A 15,588-nucleotide genomic window follows, 5' to 3' on the forward strand; every position below is an offset into this window, starting at 1 on the left:
CCACCATTCGGACCGGCAGATAGTCTGGTACCCATGTCTGTGCGCACCCGCAAGCCCCTCGCACCCGGCACGCAGTCGCCCATTCGCGAGGTCCCCAAGAACATCGAACGGCCGGAGTACGTCTGGAAGAAGACGGTCAACGAAGGCCGCGAACCCTGGGTGCAGACCGCGGAGACCATCGACAAGATGCGGATCGCGGGCAAGATCGCCGCGCAGGCCCTGGAAGAGGCGGGCAAGGCCGTCGCGCCGGGCGTCACCACCGACGAGCTCGACCGGATCGCCCACGAGTACATGCTCGACCACGGCGCGTACCCGTCGACCCTGGGCTACAAGGGATTTCCCAAGTCCTGCTGCACCTCGCTGAACGAGGTCATCTGCCACGGCATCCCCGACTCGACCGTGATCGAGGACGGTGACATCGTCAATATCGACGTCACCGCCTACATCCACGGCGTGCACGGCGACACCAACAAGACCTTCCTCGCCGGTGACGTGGACGAGGAGGTGCGCCTGCTGGTCGAGCGCACCGAGGAGGCCACCAAGCGGGCCATCAAGGCGGTCAAGCCGGGGCGCGCGCTCAATGTGATCGGCCGCGTCATCGAGGCCTACGCCAACCGCTTCGGTTACGGTGTGGTCCGTGACTTCACCGGCCACGGCGTCGGCCCCACCTTCCACTCCGGCCTGGTCATCCTGCACTACGACCAGCCGGCCGTGGAGTCGGTCATCGAGCCGGGCATGACCTTCACCATCGAGCCCATGATCAATCTGGGCGGTATCGACTACGAGATCTGGGACGACGGCTGGACCGTGGTCACCAAGGACCGCAAGTGGACCGCCCAGTTCGAGCACACACTCGTCGTCACCGACGAGGGCGCAGAGATCCTGACGCTGCCGTGAAAATCGCCATGCCCCAGCGGGGCGTCACCACGCGCGGCATCGGCTCCCGCGGCCCTCGCCGCAAGCCCTCCCGTGTCCTCCCCCCGAACCCTCGCGACGAGGGTCTGGGCGCCCTGCGCGCCACCATGCGCCGCCACGTCGAGCTCTCCGCCGGTCGGCCGGTGGACGACGCCGAGAACCGGGACGTCGTCGCCGACACCCGCGGCGATTACGACAACCGCGACGCCTACACCAGCAGCGGCCGCGACCACTACGTCTACCGCCCGCGGGCGGAGTACAGCACGCGGTGAGTCGGCGCGAGTGAAGGGTGCGCTGCTGGTCGCCGGAACCACCTCCGACGCGGGCAAAAGCGTTGTGGTGGCCGGACTTTGCCGGATGCTGGCGCGGCGCGGGGTGCGGGTCGCGCCGTTCAAGGCGCAAAACATGTCCAACAACTCCGTCGTCACCCTCGACGGCGGGGAGATCGGGCGGGCGCAGGCCCTGCAGGCGCGGGCCTGCGGGCTCGAACCCAGCGTGCGGTTCAATCCGATCCTGCTCAAGCCGGGCAGTGATCGGCGGTCGCAGCTCGTGGTGCGGGGCAAGGCCGTCGACACCGTCGGGGCCAAGGACTATTTCCGGCATCGGCGGGAACTGCGAACCGTCGTCGCCGAGGAATTGGCTTCGCTGCGCGATGAATTCGATGTGGTGATCTGTGAGGGCGCGGGTTCCCCCGCCGAGATCAATTTGCGGGCAACCGATCTCGCGAATATGGGATTGGCGCGCGCCGCCGATCTTCCGGTCGTGGTGGTGGGCGACATCGATCGCGGTGGCGTGCTGGCCCATCTGTTCGGCACCGTCGCGATTCTGGAACCCGAAGACCAGCAACTGATCTCGGGATTCATCATCAATAAATTCCGCGGCGATGTGGATCTGCTGCGGCCCGGCCTGGATCAGCTCACCGCACTCACCGGCCGCCCCACGCTCGGTGTCATCCCCTTCGCCGAGGACCTGTGGATCGACGCCGAGGACTCCCTCGGCACCGTCGCCGACGCCCCGGTGGGCCGCTCCCGGCCGCCGCTGGGCCGCGACTGGCTGACCGTGGCCGCCATCCGCCTGCCGCGCATCTCCAACTCCACCGACGTCGAGGCCCTCGCCTGCGAGCCCGGCGTCTCGGTGCGCTGGGTCAGCGACCCGTCCCGCCTCGCCGGGACCGACCTGGTGGTGATCCCCGGCAGCAAATCCACCGTCAGCGACCTGGAGTGGTTGCGCCGCACCGGAATCGCCGACGCGCTCACCGCCCGCGCGGCCGCGGGCGGCCCCATTCTCGGCATCTGCGGCGGCTACCAGATGCTGGCCCGCACCATCGTCGACCGCGTCGAGTCCGACGCGGGGACCGTCGCGGGCCTGGGCCTGCTGGACCTCGACATCGAGTTCGCGGATCCGAAGGTGCTGCGCCGCTCCGGCGGCCGGGTCCTGGATCACGCCGGTGACGCCGATCTCCCCGTGCACGGCTATGAGATCCACCACGGCCGTGTCACCCGCACCGCCGACCGGCCCTGGTTCGAGCTCGACGGCACGCCGGAAGGCAGTGTGCGCGAATCGGTGTGGGGCACGCACCTGCACGGCGCCCTGGCGGCGGACGAGTTTCGCCGGGCCTGGCTGCGCGAGGTCGCCCAGCGCGCGGGACGCGCCGATTTCGTTGTCGCCGAGGATGTCTCGGTCGACGAGGTGCGCGCGTCCCAGCTCGACCTGCTCGCGGATCTGATGGAGAAGCACCTCGATCCGGACGCGCTCGAGCGTCTGATCGACGCGGGCGCACCCCCGGATCTCCCGACCCTGACCGTGGGAAAGTGACCCCGATCACGGCAAACCGACCGACTGGCGATCGGCCTCCACACCCCTCCTGTAGCGTGATCGACCATGGAATCACGGCGGATCACGGTCGGTGACCGCGAGTGGGCGGTGCGAGTCGGCGGGCCCGACACCCGGCACCACGTCCTGCTGCTCCCCGATGCGGGTGATCCGGCCGATGTTTACGACCAGGTCTGCGAACGCCTGCAGACCTCGGACCTGCACACCATTGCCATCGAGTCGATCGACGGCCTCGACGCCGCGACCGTGGTCGACATCCTGGGCCAGCTGAAGGTCCCGTACGTCAACCTGGTCGGTATCGGCGCGGGCGCGGACCTGGCCTGGGAACTGGCCGCCCGCCAGTTCAGCCATTTCATGAGCCTCATCGTGGCCGGTGGCGGCCACCCGGCGGTGCCCGGTGTGGACGGCACCGTCCGCGACGCCTCCTGCCCGCCGGTGGAGATCCCCACCACCCTGTTGGCCACCAAGCCCTTCCCGCGCGAGGTGGCCGAGGGCTCGGCCCGGTTCGTCTACGGCGAATTCCGGCTGGTCCCCATGGATGTCACCGCCGTGGCCGCCGAAGCGGGCCACGAACTGGCCACCGAGGTCGTGCTACGCACCAGCTTCTGGTGACTCGGCGAGCCATTTCAGCCAGGAGTCGAGTTCCCGCAGGGCCGCGTCGCGCGGCGTCTCCGACGACAGGAACACGTCGTGCCGCGCGCCCTCGATCGGCACGATATTGGTGCGCGTACCCAGGCAGCCCGACCAGCGCTGGATCTGGCGCACGTCCAGCACCACGTCCGACACGTCGGCGGCGGGCCCGTAATTGCGCATGAACTTGGTGACCTTCGACCGCAGGATCAGCGCGGGCACCCCGATGTCGAGGCCCTTGTGCAGCCGCAGGTGCCCGCGGCGGATGGCCCGCAGCCAGCCCGCGTGAACGGGGAAGCCGCTCAACGGTTTCCAGTCCAGGTTGTAGTCCCACTCACCGGACTGGGTGTGGTGCAGGCTGTCGCCGTAGGTGGTGGCCACGCCCAGCGGCAGCTTGGCGAAGGCCCGCAACCGGCCCAGGCCCTCCAAGAGCGGCGTGCCCACCGAGCGGTAGTAGCCGGGGCCCTGCAGGTCGAACCACGGGCTGTTGAGCATCAGGCCGGTGATGCCCTGGGCGCGCACACCGCCCGCCGTCTCCAGCCGGTTCAGCCACAGCGAGGTCACCAGGCCGCCGGTGGAATGCGCCATGATCACCACCGGCAGTCCGGTCTCGGTGCGGACGACCTCGAGCGAGCGGTTCAGCTCCTCGTCGTAGAGCTCCAGGTCGCTGACATAGTGCGGGGTCTGCCCGGCGCGGCGCGAGCGCCCGCATTTACGCAGGTCCAGCGCGTAGAAGGCGAACCCTTGCGCGGCCAGGTGCTGGGCCAGATGCTCCTGGAAGAAGTAGTCGGTGAAGCCGTGCACGTAGAGCACCGCACGGGTGGGTGCCGGGATGCCGTCGGGGGTGTAGCGGACCAGGGTGGCGACGGCGTCGCCCTCGCCGTCGGGGTCGGGGCCCAGGGCGAGGGTGAGCTGCTGGTAGTCGGCGCCCAGGACGTCGGGCTGCCAGGCGGTGGTCGAAGACGTGGTGGAGGACGTTTCGCGGGTCACCCGCTCAACATAGACCGCGGTGCGGAGATGTCTATTTGGGAGGGATCTCTCACATTCGGGGATTTCGAAGCGGGATTCGGGAATGGTCAGGGGCAGAATTGAGTCCAAGTGAACGACGGGTAACCTAACCCCCACCTGGTGACCCAAAAAAGACAAGGAAGTCGATCCCCGCCGTGTCGAACGCTGCCACGATTGAAAAGACCGATGTAGTACTCATCGGTGCCGGCATCATGAGTGCCACCCTCGGTGCCCTTCTTCGTCAGGTGCAGCCGGATTGGTCGATCACCGTCTTCGAGCGCCTCGAAGCCGCGGCCGCCGAGAGCAGCGACCCCTGGAACAACGCGGGCACCGGCCACTCGGCCCTGTGCGAGCTGAACTACACGCCGCAGAACGCCGACGGCTCGGTGGAGATCGCCAAGGCCATCGACATCAACGAGCGCTTCCAGGTCTCGCGCCAGTTCTGGTCCTACTCGGTCGAGAACGGCGTGCTGGCCAACCCGTCGAACTTCATCAACCCCATCCCGCACGTGAGCTTCACCCACGGCAAGGACGGCGTCGAATACCTGCGCAAGCGTCACGAGGCGCTGTCGCGGCATCCGCTGTTCGAAGGCATGGAGTTCATCGACGACGCCGACGAGTTCGCGCGGCGACTACCGCTGATGTCCAAGGGTCGTGACTTCTCCGACCCGGTCGGCCTGAACTGGACCGACTACGGCACCGACATCGATTTCGGTGAGCTCACCAAGGAGCTGCTGGCCTACCTGGGCGCGTCCGGCGCGGACATCGCGTTCGGCCACGAGGTGGTCAACCTGACCAAGCAGTCCGACGGCTCCTGGCTGGTGAAGGTGCGCAACCTGCGCAGCAACAAGGTGCGCGTCATCAACGCCAAGTTCGTGTTCGTGGGCGCGGGCGGCGGTGCGCTGCCGCTGCTGCAGAAGTCGGGCATCAAGGAGATCCGCGGATTCGGCGGCTTCCCGGTGTCGGGTCTGTTCCTGCGCTGCACCAACCCGGCGCTGGTGGCCCAGCACGAGGCCAAGGTGTACGGCCAGGCCTCGGTCGGCGCGCCGCCGATGTCGGTGCCGCACTTGGACACTCGCGTCATCAACGGTGAGAAGGGCCTGCTGTTCGGTCCCTACGCCGGCTGGACGCCGAAGTTCCTCAAGGACGGCAAGCTGACCGACCTGATCAAGTCGGTGAAGCCGAACAACCTGTTCTCCATGCTGGGCGTCGGCGTCACCGAGATGGGCCTGGTCAACTACCTGGTCGGTGAACTGCTCAACTCGCAGAACGACCGGATCGGCTCGATGGAGGAGTTCATCCCGCGCGCCGACGGCGACGACTGGGAGCTGATCATCGCCGGTCAGCGCGTGCAGGTCATCCGCCGCAAGGGCGCGGGCGGCGTGCTGGAGCTGGGCACCGCGGTCGTCGCGGCCGAGGACGGCACCATCGCCGGTCTGCTCGGCGCCTCGCCGGGCGCGTCCACCTGTGTGAGCGCCATGCTCGACGTGATGAAGAAGTGCTTCCCGCGCGAATTCTCCACGTGGGAGCCGAAACTGAAGGAAATGGTGCCGTCGCTGGGCATCAAGCTCTCCGAGAACCAGGCCCTGTTCCGCGAGGTGTGGGACTGGTCCACCAAGGCTCTGCAGCTGGATCCCGCCAACACGCCGGAGCACGCGGGTATCGCTTCTCACGCGTAGATGTGATAGCAAGACGCGATGATGTCAACGGTTGCTCTCAAACGGTCGTGGTCCCAAGACCTGGACACCGCGACGCTGTACAAGCTGTTGAAACTTCGCGTGGAGGTTTTCGTCGTCGAGCAGAAGTGCGCCTACCCGGAACTGGACGGGTTCGATCTATTGCCGGAGACCCGTCACTTCTGGCTCGATGACGAGGGTGAGACCATCTGCACCCTCCGTCTCATGGAGGAGCACGAGGAAGGCGTGAAGTCGTTCCGCATCGGCCGGCTCTGCACCACCCCGGAGGCGCGCGGTCACGGCTACACCACCCGCCTGCTGCAGGCCGCCCTGGCCGAGGCGGGTTCGGCGACGGTCCGCCTGAACGCCCAGACCTACCTGCTCGACATGTACACCAAGCACGGCTTCAAGGTCGACGGCCCGGAGTACATCGAAGACGGCATCCCGCACATCCCCATGCGCCGCGGCTGACCCCGCCCCGCACCCTTCCGCGCCCGCTGTGAAACCCACAGCGGGCGCGGCTGTTTCATCGGTGCTGCGCCGGAACGGCGGGCGGGCGGGCGCATCGGGGATGGGGTCGTGGGGGTTCGGCTGGTGGGCGCGCATAGAGTTGGGGCGTGTCTGTTCCTGTGGCTTACTCCGAGAGTGTTCGCGCGGCCGGTGACGAGGCCGGGTTTCCGTTCTCCGCGGTGGTGGGGCAGGAGCGGCTGCAGCTGGCGTTGATCCTGTGCGCGGTGCATCCCGGCATCGGCGGGGTGCTGGTGCGCGGGGAGAAGGGCACCGCCAAGTCGACCGCGGTGCGCGCGCTCGCGCAGCTGCTGCCCCCGGTCGTGGACGAGTCCGGCGCGCGGCCCGCGCGGCTGGTGGAACTGCCGGTCGGCGCGACCGAGGACCGCGTGGTCGGGTCGCTGGACCTGGAGCGGGTGCTGCGGGACGGGGAGCAGGCGTTCAAGCCGGGCCTGCTGGCCGCCGCCCATCACGGCGTGCTCTACGTCGACGAAGTGAATCTGCTGCACGACCACCTGGTGGACGTCCTGCTCGACGCGGCCGCCATGGGCCGGGTGCACATCGAGCGCGACGGCGTCTCGCACACCCATCCGGCGCGATTCGTGTTGGTGGGCACCATGAATCCCGAGGAGGGCGAGCTGCGGCCGCAGCTGCTGGACCGCTTCGGCCTCACCGTGGACGTCGTCGCCTCCCGCGACGTGGACACACGCATGGCCGTGGTCCGCCGCCGCCTCGACTACGAGGCCGACCCCGCCGCCTTCGCCGACCGCTACGCGGGCGCGGATCGCGCGGTGGCCGAACGCATTCTGACCGCCCGCGACCACCTCGCCGAGGTCACCCTCGACAATGTCGAGCTGCGCCGCATCGCCGCCCTGTGCGCCGCCTTCGACGTCGACGGCATGCGCGCCGACCTGGTGGTGGCCCGCACCGCCACCGCCCACGCCGCCTGGCGCGGCGCCACCGAGGTCACCGAGTCCGACGTCCGCGTCGCCGCCGAACTCGCGCTGCCGCACCGCCGCCGCCGCGACCCCTTCGACGAACCCGGCATCAGCGAGGAACAACTCGACGACGCCATGCGGCACGCCGCCGACGAAGCCGCCCGCGCCGAGCAGGACGGAGCTGACCGCCTGGGAAAAGGTGAGGCGGTCCCGCCGAACGGCGCGGGACCGCAGGATCCGGCGGAAGGCGCGGGGCGTGACGCCGATTCGCCTGCCGCGGAACAGAATCCATCCGAGGGCCCGACGCCCGCCGACTCGGCCGTGGCGGACCGTCCCGACGGCCCGGACTCGCACGATCCCGGCCCGGACTCACCGGATGGTGGCCCGGACTCGCCGGACGGCGGCTCGGATTTCCCCGGCGGCCCGAATCCTCCTGGCGGAGGCCGGAATCCCTCCGATGACCGCGCCGACCGCAACCCCTCGGCCGATCGCCCCGCCCGTGAGGGCAGCGTCGCCGCCCCCACCGCCGCCCTGCCCAAGCCACCGCGCTGGGAGGTCCCCGGTGTCGGTGAAGGCGCCCCCGGCCGCCGCTCCCGCGCCCGCACCCGCCAGGGCCGCATCGTCCGCGCGACCGACGACACCTCCACGGGTCTGCACCTGCTGGGCACCATCTTCGCCGCGGCCCCCCGCCAGTTCGAGCGCGGCCGCCTGACCGGGCCCCTCGCCTTCGCCGCCGACGACCTGCGCGGCGCGTATCGCGAAGGCCGCGAGGGCAACCTGGTCGTCTTCGTCGTGGACACCTCCGGCTCGATGGCCGCCCGCGACCGCCTCTCCGCCGTCACCAACGCCGTCGTGGCTCTGCTCCGCGACGCCTACCAGCGCCGCGACAAGGTCGCGGTCATCACCATGCGCGGCCAGGAAGCCGACCTGGTCCTGCCCCCGACCTCCTCGGTCGACATCGCCGTCCGCCGCCTCGCCGACCTGCGCACCGGCGGCAAAACCCCACTCGCCCAGGGCCTGCTGAAGGCCCGCGGCCTGATCCGCCGCGAACGCACCCGCGACCCCCACCGCCGCCCCCTGCTGGTCCTGCTCACCGACGGCCGCGCCACCGGCGGCGTCGATCCCGTCCCGCGTGCCCGGGCCGCCGCCCGCATGCTCGCCAACGACTCAGTCACCGCCATGGTCGTCGACTGCGAGCGCGGCATGATCCGCCTCGGCCTGGCTCGCGACTTCGCGGCCGAATTGCGCGGCGGCTACCTGCATTTGGGCGAACTCACCGGCGACGCCGTCGCAGGCATCGTCCGCGCGAGCCGGGCTGCGTAGACACGGTGGGAACGCGCGGAACAGCATGAAAGTTCGCGGCCCGTCTCGTTCTGGACTGAGTGGAGCGGAGGGAGGGAAGAACGAGACTTCGGGGGCCGCGAACAGCCCGGAGCGAAGCGGAGGGCAAGATGAAACAGCCCGCGTTGAAAGGAGCCTCCACCGATGCCGAAGGGTGTTCCCCTCCCGGAATCCATTCCCGATGACGGTCTGACCACCCGGCAGCGGCGCAACCAGCCCGTGCTGGCGGTGCACACCGGACCCGGCAAGGGGAAGTCGACGGCCGCGTTCGGAATGGCGTTGCGGGCGTGGAACCAGGGCTTCGACATCGCGGTGTTCCAGTTCGTGAAGAGCGCGAAGTGGAAGGTGGGCGAGGAGGCGGCGTTCCGAACCCTCGGGCAGCTGCACGACGACACCGGCGCGGGCGGCGCGGTGGAGTGGCACAAGATGGGCGAGGGCTGGTCCTGGACCCGCAAGCAGGGCTCCGACGACGACCACGCGGCCGCGGCCGCGGCGGGCTGGAAGGAGATCCGGCGACGGCTGGAGACCGAACAGCATCGCTTCTACGTGCTCGACGAATTCACCTACCCGCTCAAGTGGGGCTGGGTCGATGTGGACGAGGTCGTCGAGACGCTGCGCGACCGGCCCGGCAATCAGCACGTGGTGATCACCGGCCGCGACGCCCCGCAGGCCCTGATCGACGCCGCCGACCTGGTCACCGAGATGACCAAGGTGAAGCACCCGATGGACGCCGGCCGCAAGGGCCAACGCGGCATCGAGTGGTGAGCGGGCCCGCCATGGTGAGCCCGGCGAGCACCCCCGCCGTCGTCATCGCCGCGCCCGCCTCGGGCAGCGGGAAGACCACGGTGGCCACCGGATTGATCGGCGCGCTGCGCCGCGCCGGGCACCGGGTCGCGCCGTTCAAGGTCGGCCCGGACTACATCGACCCCGGCTATCACGGCCTGGCCGCCGGCCGCCCGGGCCGCAACCTGGACCCGGTCCTGGTCGGCGCGGACCGCATCGCGCCCCTGTACCTGCACGGCAGCCGCGACAGCGATCTCGCGGTGGTGGAGGGCGTCATGGGCCTGTTCGACGGCCGCATCGACGAACACCACACCGACCCCATCGCCGAGGGCTCGACCGCCCAGATCGCGGCCATGCTCGGCGCACCCGTGATCCTGGTGGTGGACGCGCGCGGCCACAGCCAGAGCCTGGCCGCCCTGCTGCACGGATTCGCCACCTACGACAGCGGAATCCGGCTCGGCGGAGTGATTCTCAACCGGGTGGGCAGTGAACGCCACGAACAGGTTCTGCGCGCCGCCTGCGCCCGCGTGGGCCTCCCGGTGCTGGGCGCCCTGCCCCGGCTCGCCGAATTGGCCGTGCCCTCACGGCATCTCGGCCTGATCCCGGCGATCGAGCACGGCACTGCCGCCCAGGCGGCCGTGGACGCCATGACGGATCTCGTTGCGGCGCACATCGATCTGGCCGCGGTCGCCGCCCTGGCCGCCTCCGCCGTACAGGGCCGAGCGTGGGATCCGGCCGAGGAAGTGACGGTCCAGGAGTCCGGACCGGTGGTGGCCATCGCCGGGGGACCGGCCTTCACCTTCGGCTACGCCGAACACCGCGAGCTGCTCGCGGCGGCCGGAGCCCAGGTCCGCGTCTTCGACCCGCTGCGCGACGAACTGCCCTCCGGCACGGCCGGATTGGTCATCCCCGGCGGCTTCCCCGAGGAGCACGCCGCCGACCTCGCGGCCAATACCGGGCTGCTGGCGGCCATCGCCGACCAGGCCCGCCGCGGGCTCCCGATCCACGCCGAATGCGCCGGTCTGCTGTATCTGACCCGCACCCTCGACGGTCACCGCATGGCCGGTGTCCTCGACGTCGACGCCGAGTTCGGCCCGCGCCTCACCCTCGGCTACCGAGACGCGGTGGCGCTCACCGACTCTCCGCTCTGGAGTGCGGGTGACCGCGTCCGTGGCCACGAGTTCCACCGCACCCGTTTGACCTCCACGGGTTCGGCGGACACGGCCTGGGCCTGGCGCTCACCCACCGGTGAGACGGTCCGCGAGGGCGCGATACCCCACCGCGTGCACGCGTCCTACCTGCACACCCACCCGGCCGGGAACCCGGCGGCCGTCGGACGGTTCGTCGCCGCGGCGGCCGACTTCGCCCGAACCGATGTCACGGTCTGACCTGGCGGTCGGCGTCGGGTTGCGCCCCGGGACGACCGCCGAGGTCATCGTGGCGGCGGTGCGGGAAGCCCTGGGGGACAGGGCGGTCGGTCGATTGGCGACCCTCGACAGGCGCGCCGGTGAACCAGGGTTTCTAGAGGCGGCGTTGCGGCTGCACGCGGTGGCCATGGGGTTCTCGGCTCTGGAATTGGCAGCCGTGGCCGTTCCCAATCCGTCAAGCCGGGTTTCGGAGGCTGTCGGCGCCACGAGCGTCGCGGAGGCTGCTGCCGTGCTGGCCGGTGGGGGTGGGGATTTGACGCTCCCTAAGACCGTTGTATCCGGAATCGTGGTTGCTGCTGTGGAATTCGATTTGTCGGGATCGCTGGACCTGGGTTCATGATGTCGCCCCTTCCGGGACTCGATCTGAAACGGGAAGACGACTCAGCGCTTCGTGCGCGCCTCGTCTGCGATCATCGGATGCTTGCGACCATGAAAAGCAGTGGGGAGAGAGCGAGTTGCCGATGAGAACACGGAACTGATCGAGCAGGTCAACCGTGACATTCAGGAACGCGCCCGTATCTTTCCCTACTCGGCGGTCGGAGAGATGCGGCGAGGTGGTGTACTCGAAACTCAGCCCATGAGCCGGGGCTCTGGGGCGACCATGACAGCAGTCGAGCTTGCCCGCTACAACGTGGTTGCTGCCAGCGACATTGCTCAATCGACGTTCGCTCTCTGCTCAGCGCACCTGACCGCCTATGCAACGATCACACAGGGGTCGGCACGAGAATTGAACGAACGCACCTATTCCTGGTGTCCGCAATGCGGGGAGACCGAAGGGCCACGGTACCCCAGCGGGCAGCCGATGACGGTCGGCCAACCGGTGACATTGCTGCGCGGCCACCACAAGGGCCAGCACGGAACGATTAGGGGATTCACTCAGAAGAAGGTCCAGATCGACGCACGAATTCCAACGGGGCGGTGGACCAGTGGGGCTTGCGTGAGACAAAGCCTGTTCAGGTTTCGGTCGCACCCGAGGCGGTTGTCCTCGGTCATACGGCTGGTCGACCGATTGCCGCCGAAGACCTGATAAGGGCGGCCGAGGAACGTGGGGTGGTCGGTAGCGCGAGCGTGCGCAAGCTGCACAAGCTGTTACTCGATCTCCGATTCCCAGAGATGGACTGAGCTTCGGGAACTAGGACGAGAAGTGCGAAAATCCTTGCGATACTGGACATTTCGGGTTCTCGCGGTGATCATTCCCGCGTAAAATAGAGGCATGGATTCGAATGGGGTGACACTCGACGACTGCGGTATCGCTGAACTGGCGGCCGCTGTCTCGACCCTGTCGGAATCCGTGCAGGGCGGGAAGATGGCGGAGTTCTCCGACGAAGATGTCGTGTCGTTGATGCAGCAGCTGGAAACCTGCAAGCGTCAGCTCGCTGCACTGGATACCCGCCTGATCATCGAAGCGGGAGAGCGGTCTCTGCATTCACGCAGCGGGGCCGGGAAGATGGTGCCGTTCCTGCGGCACACCCTCGGGTTGTCGCGGTATGACGCGTCGGTACGTGTGAAGATCACCCACCATTGCGGCGAATTCGTCCAACAGACCGGGCACGTCGCGCCGCCGGTACTTCCGGTGACCGCCGAAGCGTTCGCGGCCGGTGAGATCTCGCGGGATCACGTGCGCCACATCATGGACGTGATGAACCACCTGCCCGTCGATGTCCCTGCCGAGGCGCGTGCGGAGGCGGAGCAGATCCTCGTCGACTACTCGCGTAGTGGGTGGCCCGATGACCTGTTGAAGATCGGGCGTGACATCCTCGCCCGCCTCGATCCCGACGGGAAAGTGGTGTCGGACGCTGACCGTCGTCGCCGTCGTGGGATCACGTTGTGCCGTCCTGGTGTGGATGGGATGACTCGGATCGAGGGGTGGATCACGCCCGAGTTGCGGGCGTGCCTGGATGCGGTGTTCGCCAAGCTCGCTCGTCCGGGGATGTGCAATGTCGAGGATCCGGAAAGCCCTTCCGCGGCTGGTGGGTTCATCGCCGACAGCATCCTTGTTGCTGCTGCGCGTCGTGATCGTCGTGATGCTGGTCAGCGGACTCATGATGCGTTGCTGGCGTTGGTGCAGCCGGGTGTGAACATGCGGACCTTGGGCATGCACCGTGGGTTGCCGGTCGAGGTGGTGCTCACGATGAGCCTGAGCGACCTCGAGAACGGGACCGGCGTCGCGACCACTGCGTCGGGCACCCAGATTTCGATCAACGAGGCCCTGAAGATGGCGGAAGGCGCTCGCCCGGTGATCGCGGTGCTCGATGGGGATGGGATGCCGCTCTACCTGCGGCGTTCGCGTCGCACCGCGAACCGCGCCCAACGCCTCGCACTTGTGGCCCGCGATAAGGGATGTACTCGCCCGGGGTGTGAACAACCCGCCACTATGTGTGCCGCCCACCACGTCAATGATTGGGCCAAGGGTGGTCCCACCGACATCAACAACCTGACATTGGCGTGCGATCACTGCCATGCGTTGGTCAATGATGGCCCGGATGGTTGGAAAACCGTTGTGATGGGGAAAGATTCGCCGTTCCCCGGCCGTACCGGGTGGATTGCTCCGAAGAGTGTTGATCCCACCGGCACGCCACGGGTGAACGATCGTCATCACGTGGGGCAGTTGATCGCCGCTGCGATCGATTCGAGTTGCCGGACGTGGCGCTCACGGGCAGCGTGAAATCCGGCTGCTCGTCGGCTGCTGGCGTGCGCAAAGCGACGGGGAGTGTGGTCGCGTCGCCTGCCCTGCCGGACTTGGGCTGACGCCGGGCTGGGATCCGTTACCCGCCGATCCCAGCCCACGGACTGCACGCATCACCTTCTCGAGCCAAACCCAAACCCCTTGCTCTTGCTCCGGGATGATGCGCGGCCGAGCGGTGCGGGGCTGGTAGGTGAGGGGCCTCGCAAGCTCGGCCACCTCTCTTCCTTCTCCAGGCGTCTTTAATCTTTTGATCTTTGCCGCTTTCGGTCTTTGGCCTCAGGCCTTTTCTTCTCTATCTTTTGCCATGTGGCCGACCCCACCCTCACTCTCACCCCGGACCGCTGGCGCACCTTCCTGACCTGGTGGCGCTTCTGGGGCATCCTGGGTTTCTGCGGCTCGGCCTTCCTGACGTTCCTGATCATCAGCGATCTGGACGGCGTGCCCGCCTACTGCGGCTGGCGCCACCCCTGCCCACCGTGGATCACCCTGACCATCGGCGCGTTCCCGATGTACGTGTGGGCGGCGGGTGGAGCCGTTGCCTGGCAGCTCGGCAGGATGGCCCGCCGCCGGGGTTGGCGGCCGTCCCTGGGTATCCCGATCGGCGCACTGATCTTCTTCCCCGGCCTGCTCCTGAGCCTGTACATCGTCTACCACTACTGGTGGCCGAACGGCTGAAACACCGCAGCCCCCGCCGACTGGTTGGGTATCGGCGAGGGCTGCGACTTCACGCGATCAGGGCGCGACAGAACCCCAATCGGCGAACCCGGTCGGATCGTGCCGACCCATGGTGCCGTGTTCGAACAACCCCCAGCCCTCGTCGTCGCCGCAGCGCGCCTTGCCGACGTGGTCGATGACGCCGAACGGAATCCGGCCGGCCACAGCGGGATCGGTCAGGTCGTAGAGCTTGCTCTCGGACCAGTTGCGGCCCTTCCACTGTCCGTGCAGCCAGTCCGGGTCGCCGCCGTAGCCGCAGCCGGCGTTGAGCGCGATGAAGGTTCCGGCCTCGACCTCGACCTCGAGGGGCTTGCCGTCGGGCGTGCAGAGTTCCAGCCGCAGCGCGGTGGGGATGCGGGTGCCGGACTTGTAGGTGAGATGCACGCGCGGCCAGCCCAGCTGCTCGACCCGCCCGTCGTTCCAGACCCGGGTGGCGTCATTGAGCGTGCGGAAGCCGTTGGGCTCCTCCTGCACGATGACGATGATCGAGTAGTCGTCGAACTTCAGCGGCACGTACAGCCACCAGAAGCCTTCGGACGGCTCGTCGGCCACGCGCCCGGCCGGATCGGAATCGCCGACCGGCCGGATGCCCCAGGAGCGGTCGCGGGTGCCGCACCACACGGCGGGGTCGATGGCGAAGTCGTCGCCGTCGACATTCAGTGTGCCCGACCAGGTTCCGACCTGGGCGAAGCGCTGGGCGTCGATGATGGGCCGGTTCAGCTTGGTGATGATGGTGTGCGGCTGCTCGGCGACCGCGGGGTGGGCGCCTTCCCAGGTGAGGTCGAACGACAGGTCGTCGTGCTCGCAGATCACGCGCAGCTTCTGCAGCGGCTCGATCACCTCGATGCGGTACCCGCCGACGGCCAGGTCCAGGCCGCGCTGGTCGAGCGCGTCGGAGAACCGCACCGCGCGCTGGGTGTCGCCGCGGCGCACGGTGGCGAAGGCGTCGGTCACGCCCAGGTTCGGGTAGACGCCGAACCCGGTGATGAGCATGGTGTCGCCGCCGGTCTGGATGGCGTTGTAGTAGCTGCGGTCGTAGAAGTTCCGATCGCTGCTCACCACCCGCGCCATCGGCAGCGGGGTCTGGTGGATGGGGTATTCGTCCAGCGGACCGATCATGTCCTCGTCTC

General features: G+C 68.5%; 14 protein-coding genes. 12 read left to right on the forward strand and 2 right to left on the reverse strand.

Annotated features, from left to right (window positions below; translation table 11 throughout):
• Positions 1 to 33: 33 nt before the first annotated feature.
• The 4 genes from map to ACQP06_RS10740 all read left to right on the forward strand — a co-directional run bounded on the left by map (position 34) and on the right by ACQP06_RS10740 (position 3,360).
• A complete protein-coding gene (map, locus tag ACQP06_RS10725) occupies positions 34 to 897 on the forward strand; it encodes a type I methionyl aminopeptidase (protein ID WP_379101984.1) in 864 nt (287 codons plus the stop codon).
• A complete protein-coding gene (locus ACQP06_RS10730) occupies positions 894 to 1,187 on the forward strand; it encodes a hypothetical protein (protein ID WP_433672069.1) in 294 nt (97 codons plus the stop codon). Before map ends, ACQP06_RS10730 begins: the two co-directional genes overlap by 4 nt.
• A gap of 10 nt (positions 1,188 to 1,197) precedes the next feature.
• A complete protein-coding gene (locus ACQP06_RS10735) occupies positions 1,198 to 2,730 on the forward strand; it encodes a cobyric acid synthase (RefSeq protein WP_433672070.1) in 1,533 nt (510 codons plus the stop codon).
• A 66-nt stretch (positions 2,731 to 2,796) separates the two neighbouring features.
• On the forward strand, positions 2,797 to 3,360 hold the full coding sequence (locus ACQP06_RS10740; protein WP_433672071.1) for an alpha/beta fold hydrolase: 564 nt from the start codon (positions 2,797 to 2,799) through the stop codon (positions 3,358 to 3,360).
• Here ACQP06_RS10740 and ACQP06_RS10745 read toward each other — a convergent pair.
• The gene (locus tag ACQP06_RS10745) at positions 3,340 to 4,368 is read right to left on the reverse strand and encodes an alpha/beta hydrolase (RefSeq protein ID WP_433672072.1); all 1,029 of its coding nucleotides are present in this window, start codon (positions 4,366 to 4,368) and stop codon (positions 3,340 to 3,342) included. The two genes, ACQP06_RS10740 and ACQP06_RS10745, sit on opposite strands and share 21 nt — an antisense overlap.
• A 173-nt stretch (positions 4,369 to 4,541) precedes the next feature.
• Here ACQP06_RS10745 and mqo point away from each other — a divergent pair, with 173 nt between their 5' ends.
• From mqo to ACQP06_RS10785, 8 genes are all read left to right on the forward strand, one after another.
• Complete coding sequence (gene mqo, locus ACQP06_RS10750; protein WP_433672073.1) at positions 4,542 to 6,065, forward strand: malate dehydrogenase (quinone); 1,524 nt, start codon at positions 4,542 to 4,544, stop codon at positions 6,063 to 6,065.
• A gap of 18 nt (positions 6,066 to 6,083) precedes the next feature.
• Complete coding sequence (locus tag ACQP06_RS10755; protein ID WP_433672074.1) at positions 6,084 to 6,533, forward strand: GNAT family N-acetyltransferase; 450 nt, start codon at positions 6,084 to 6,086, stop codon at positions 6,531 to 6,533.
• Between the two features lie 146 nt (positions 6,534 to 6,679).
• Positions 6,680 to 8,830, forward strand: coding sequence for a VWA domain-containing protein (locus ACQP06_RS10760; protein WP_433672075.1), 2,151 nt, complete (start codon positions 6,680 to 6,682; stop codon positions 8,828 to 8,830).
• A gap of 162 nt (positions 8,831 to 8,992) precedes the next feature.
• Complete coding sequence (gene cobO, locus ACQP06_RS10765) at positions 8,993 to 9,613, forward strand: cob(I)yrinic acid a,c-diamide adenosyltransferase (RefSeq protein WP_379276565.1); 621 nt, start codon at positions 8,993 to 8,995, stop codon at positions 9,611 to 9,613.
• 11 nt (positions 9,614 to 9,624) lie between these two features.
• Positions 9,625 to 11,019 carry a cobyrinate a,c-diamide synthase gene (locus ACQP06_RS10770; RefSeq protein ID WP_433673288.1) on the forward strand — a complete coding sequence of 465 codons (1,395 nt, stop codon included), beginning with the start codon at positions 9,625 to 9,627 and terminating at the stop codon, positions 11,017 to 11,019.
• Positions 11,006 to 11,398 carry a cobalamin biosynthesis protein gene (locus tag ACQP06_RS10775; RefSeq protein ID WP_357281447.1) on the forward strand — a complete coding sequence of 131 codons (393 nt, stop codon included), beginning with the start codon at positions 11,006 to 11,008 and terminating at the stop codon, positions 11,396 to 11,398. Before ACQP06_RS10770 ends, ACQP06_RS10775 begins: the two co-directional genes overlap by 14 nt.
• An 873-nt stretch (positions 11,399 to 12,271) precedes the next feature.
• Complete coding sequence (locus ACQP06_RS10780) at positions 12,272 to 13,723, forward strand: DUF222 domain-containing protein (RefSeq protein WP_433672076.1); 1,452 nt, start codon at positions 12,272 to 12,274, stop codon at positions 13,721 to 13,723.
• A 327-nt stretch (positions 13,724 to 14,050) separates the two neighbouring features.
• Complete coding sequence (locus tag ACQP06_RS10785; protein WP_433672077.1) at positions 14,051 to 14,419, forward strand: hypothetical protein; 369 nt, start codon at positions 14,051 to 14,053, stop codon at positions 14,417 to 14,419.
• Between the two features lie 57 nt (positions 14,420 to 14,476).
• Here the strand turns inward: ACQP06_RS10785 and ACQP06_RS10790 are convergent, their stop codons facing one another.
• Entirely contained in the window at positions 14,477 to 15,577 is a 1,101-nt protein-coding gene (locus ACQP06_RS10790) for a hypothetical protein (protein ID WP_433672078.1), read from the reverse strand.
• Positions 15,578 to 15,588: the final 11 nt, after the last annotated feature.

It is taken from the genome of Nocardia sp. CA-136227 (assembly GCF_050955695.1).
In the GTDB taxonomy this organism is placed as follows: domain Bacteria; phylum Actinomycetota; class Actinomycetes; order Mycobacteriales; family Mycobacteriaceae; genus Nocardia.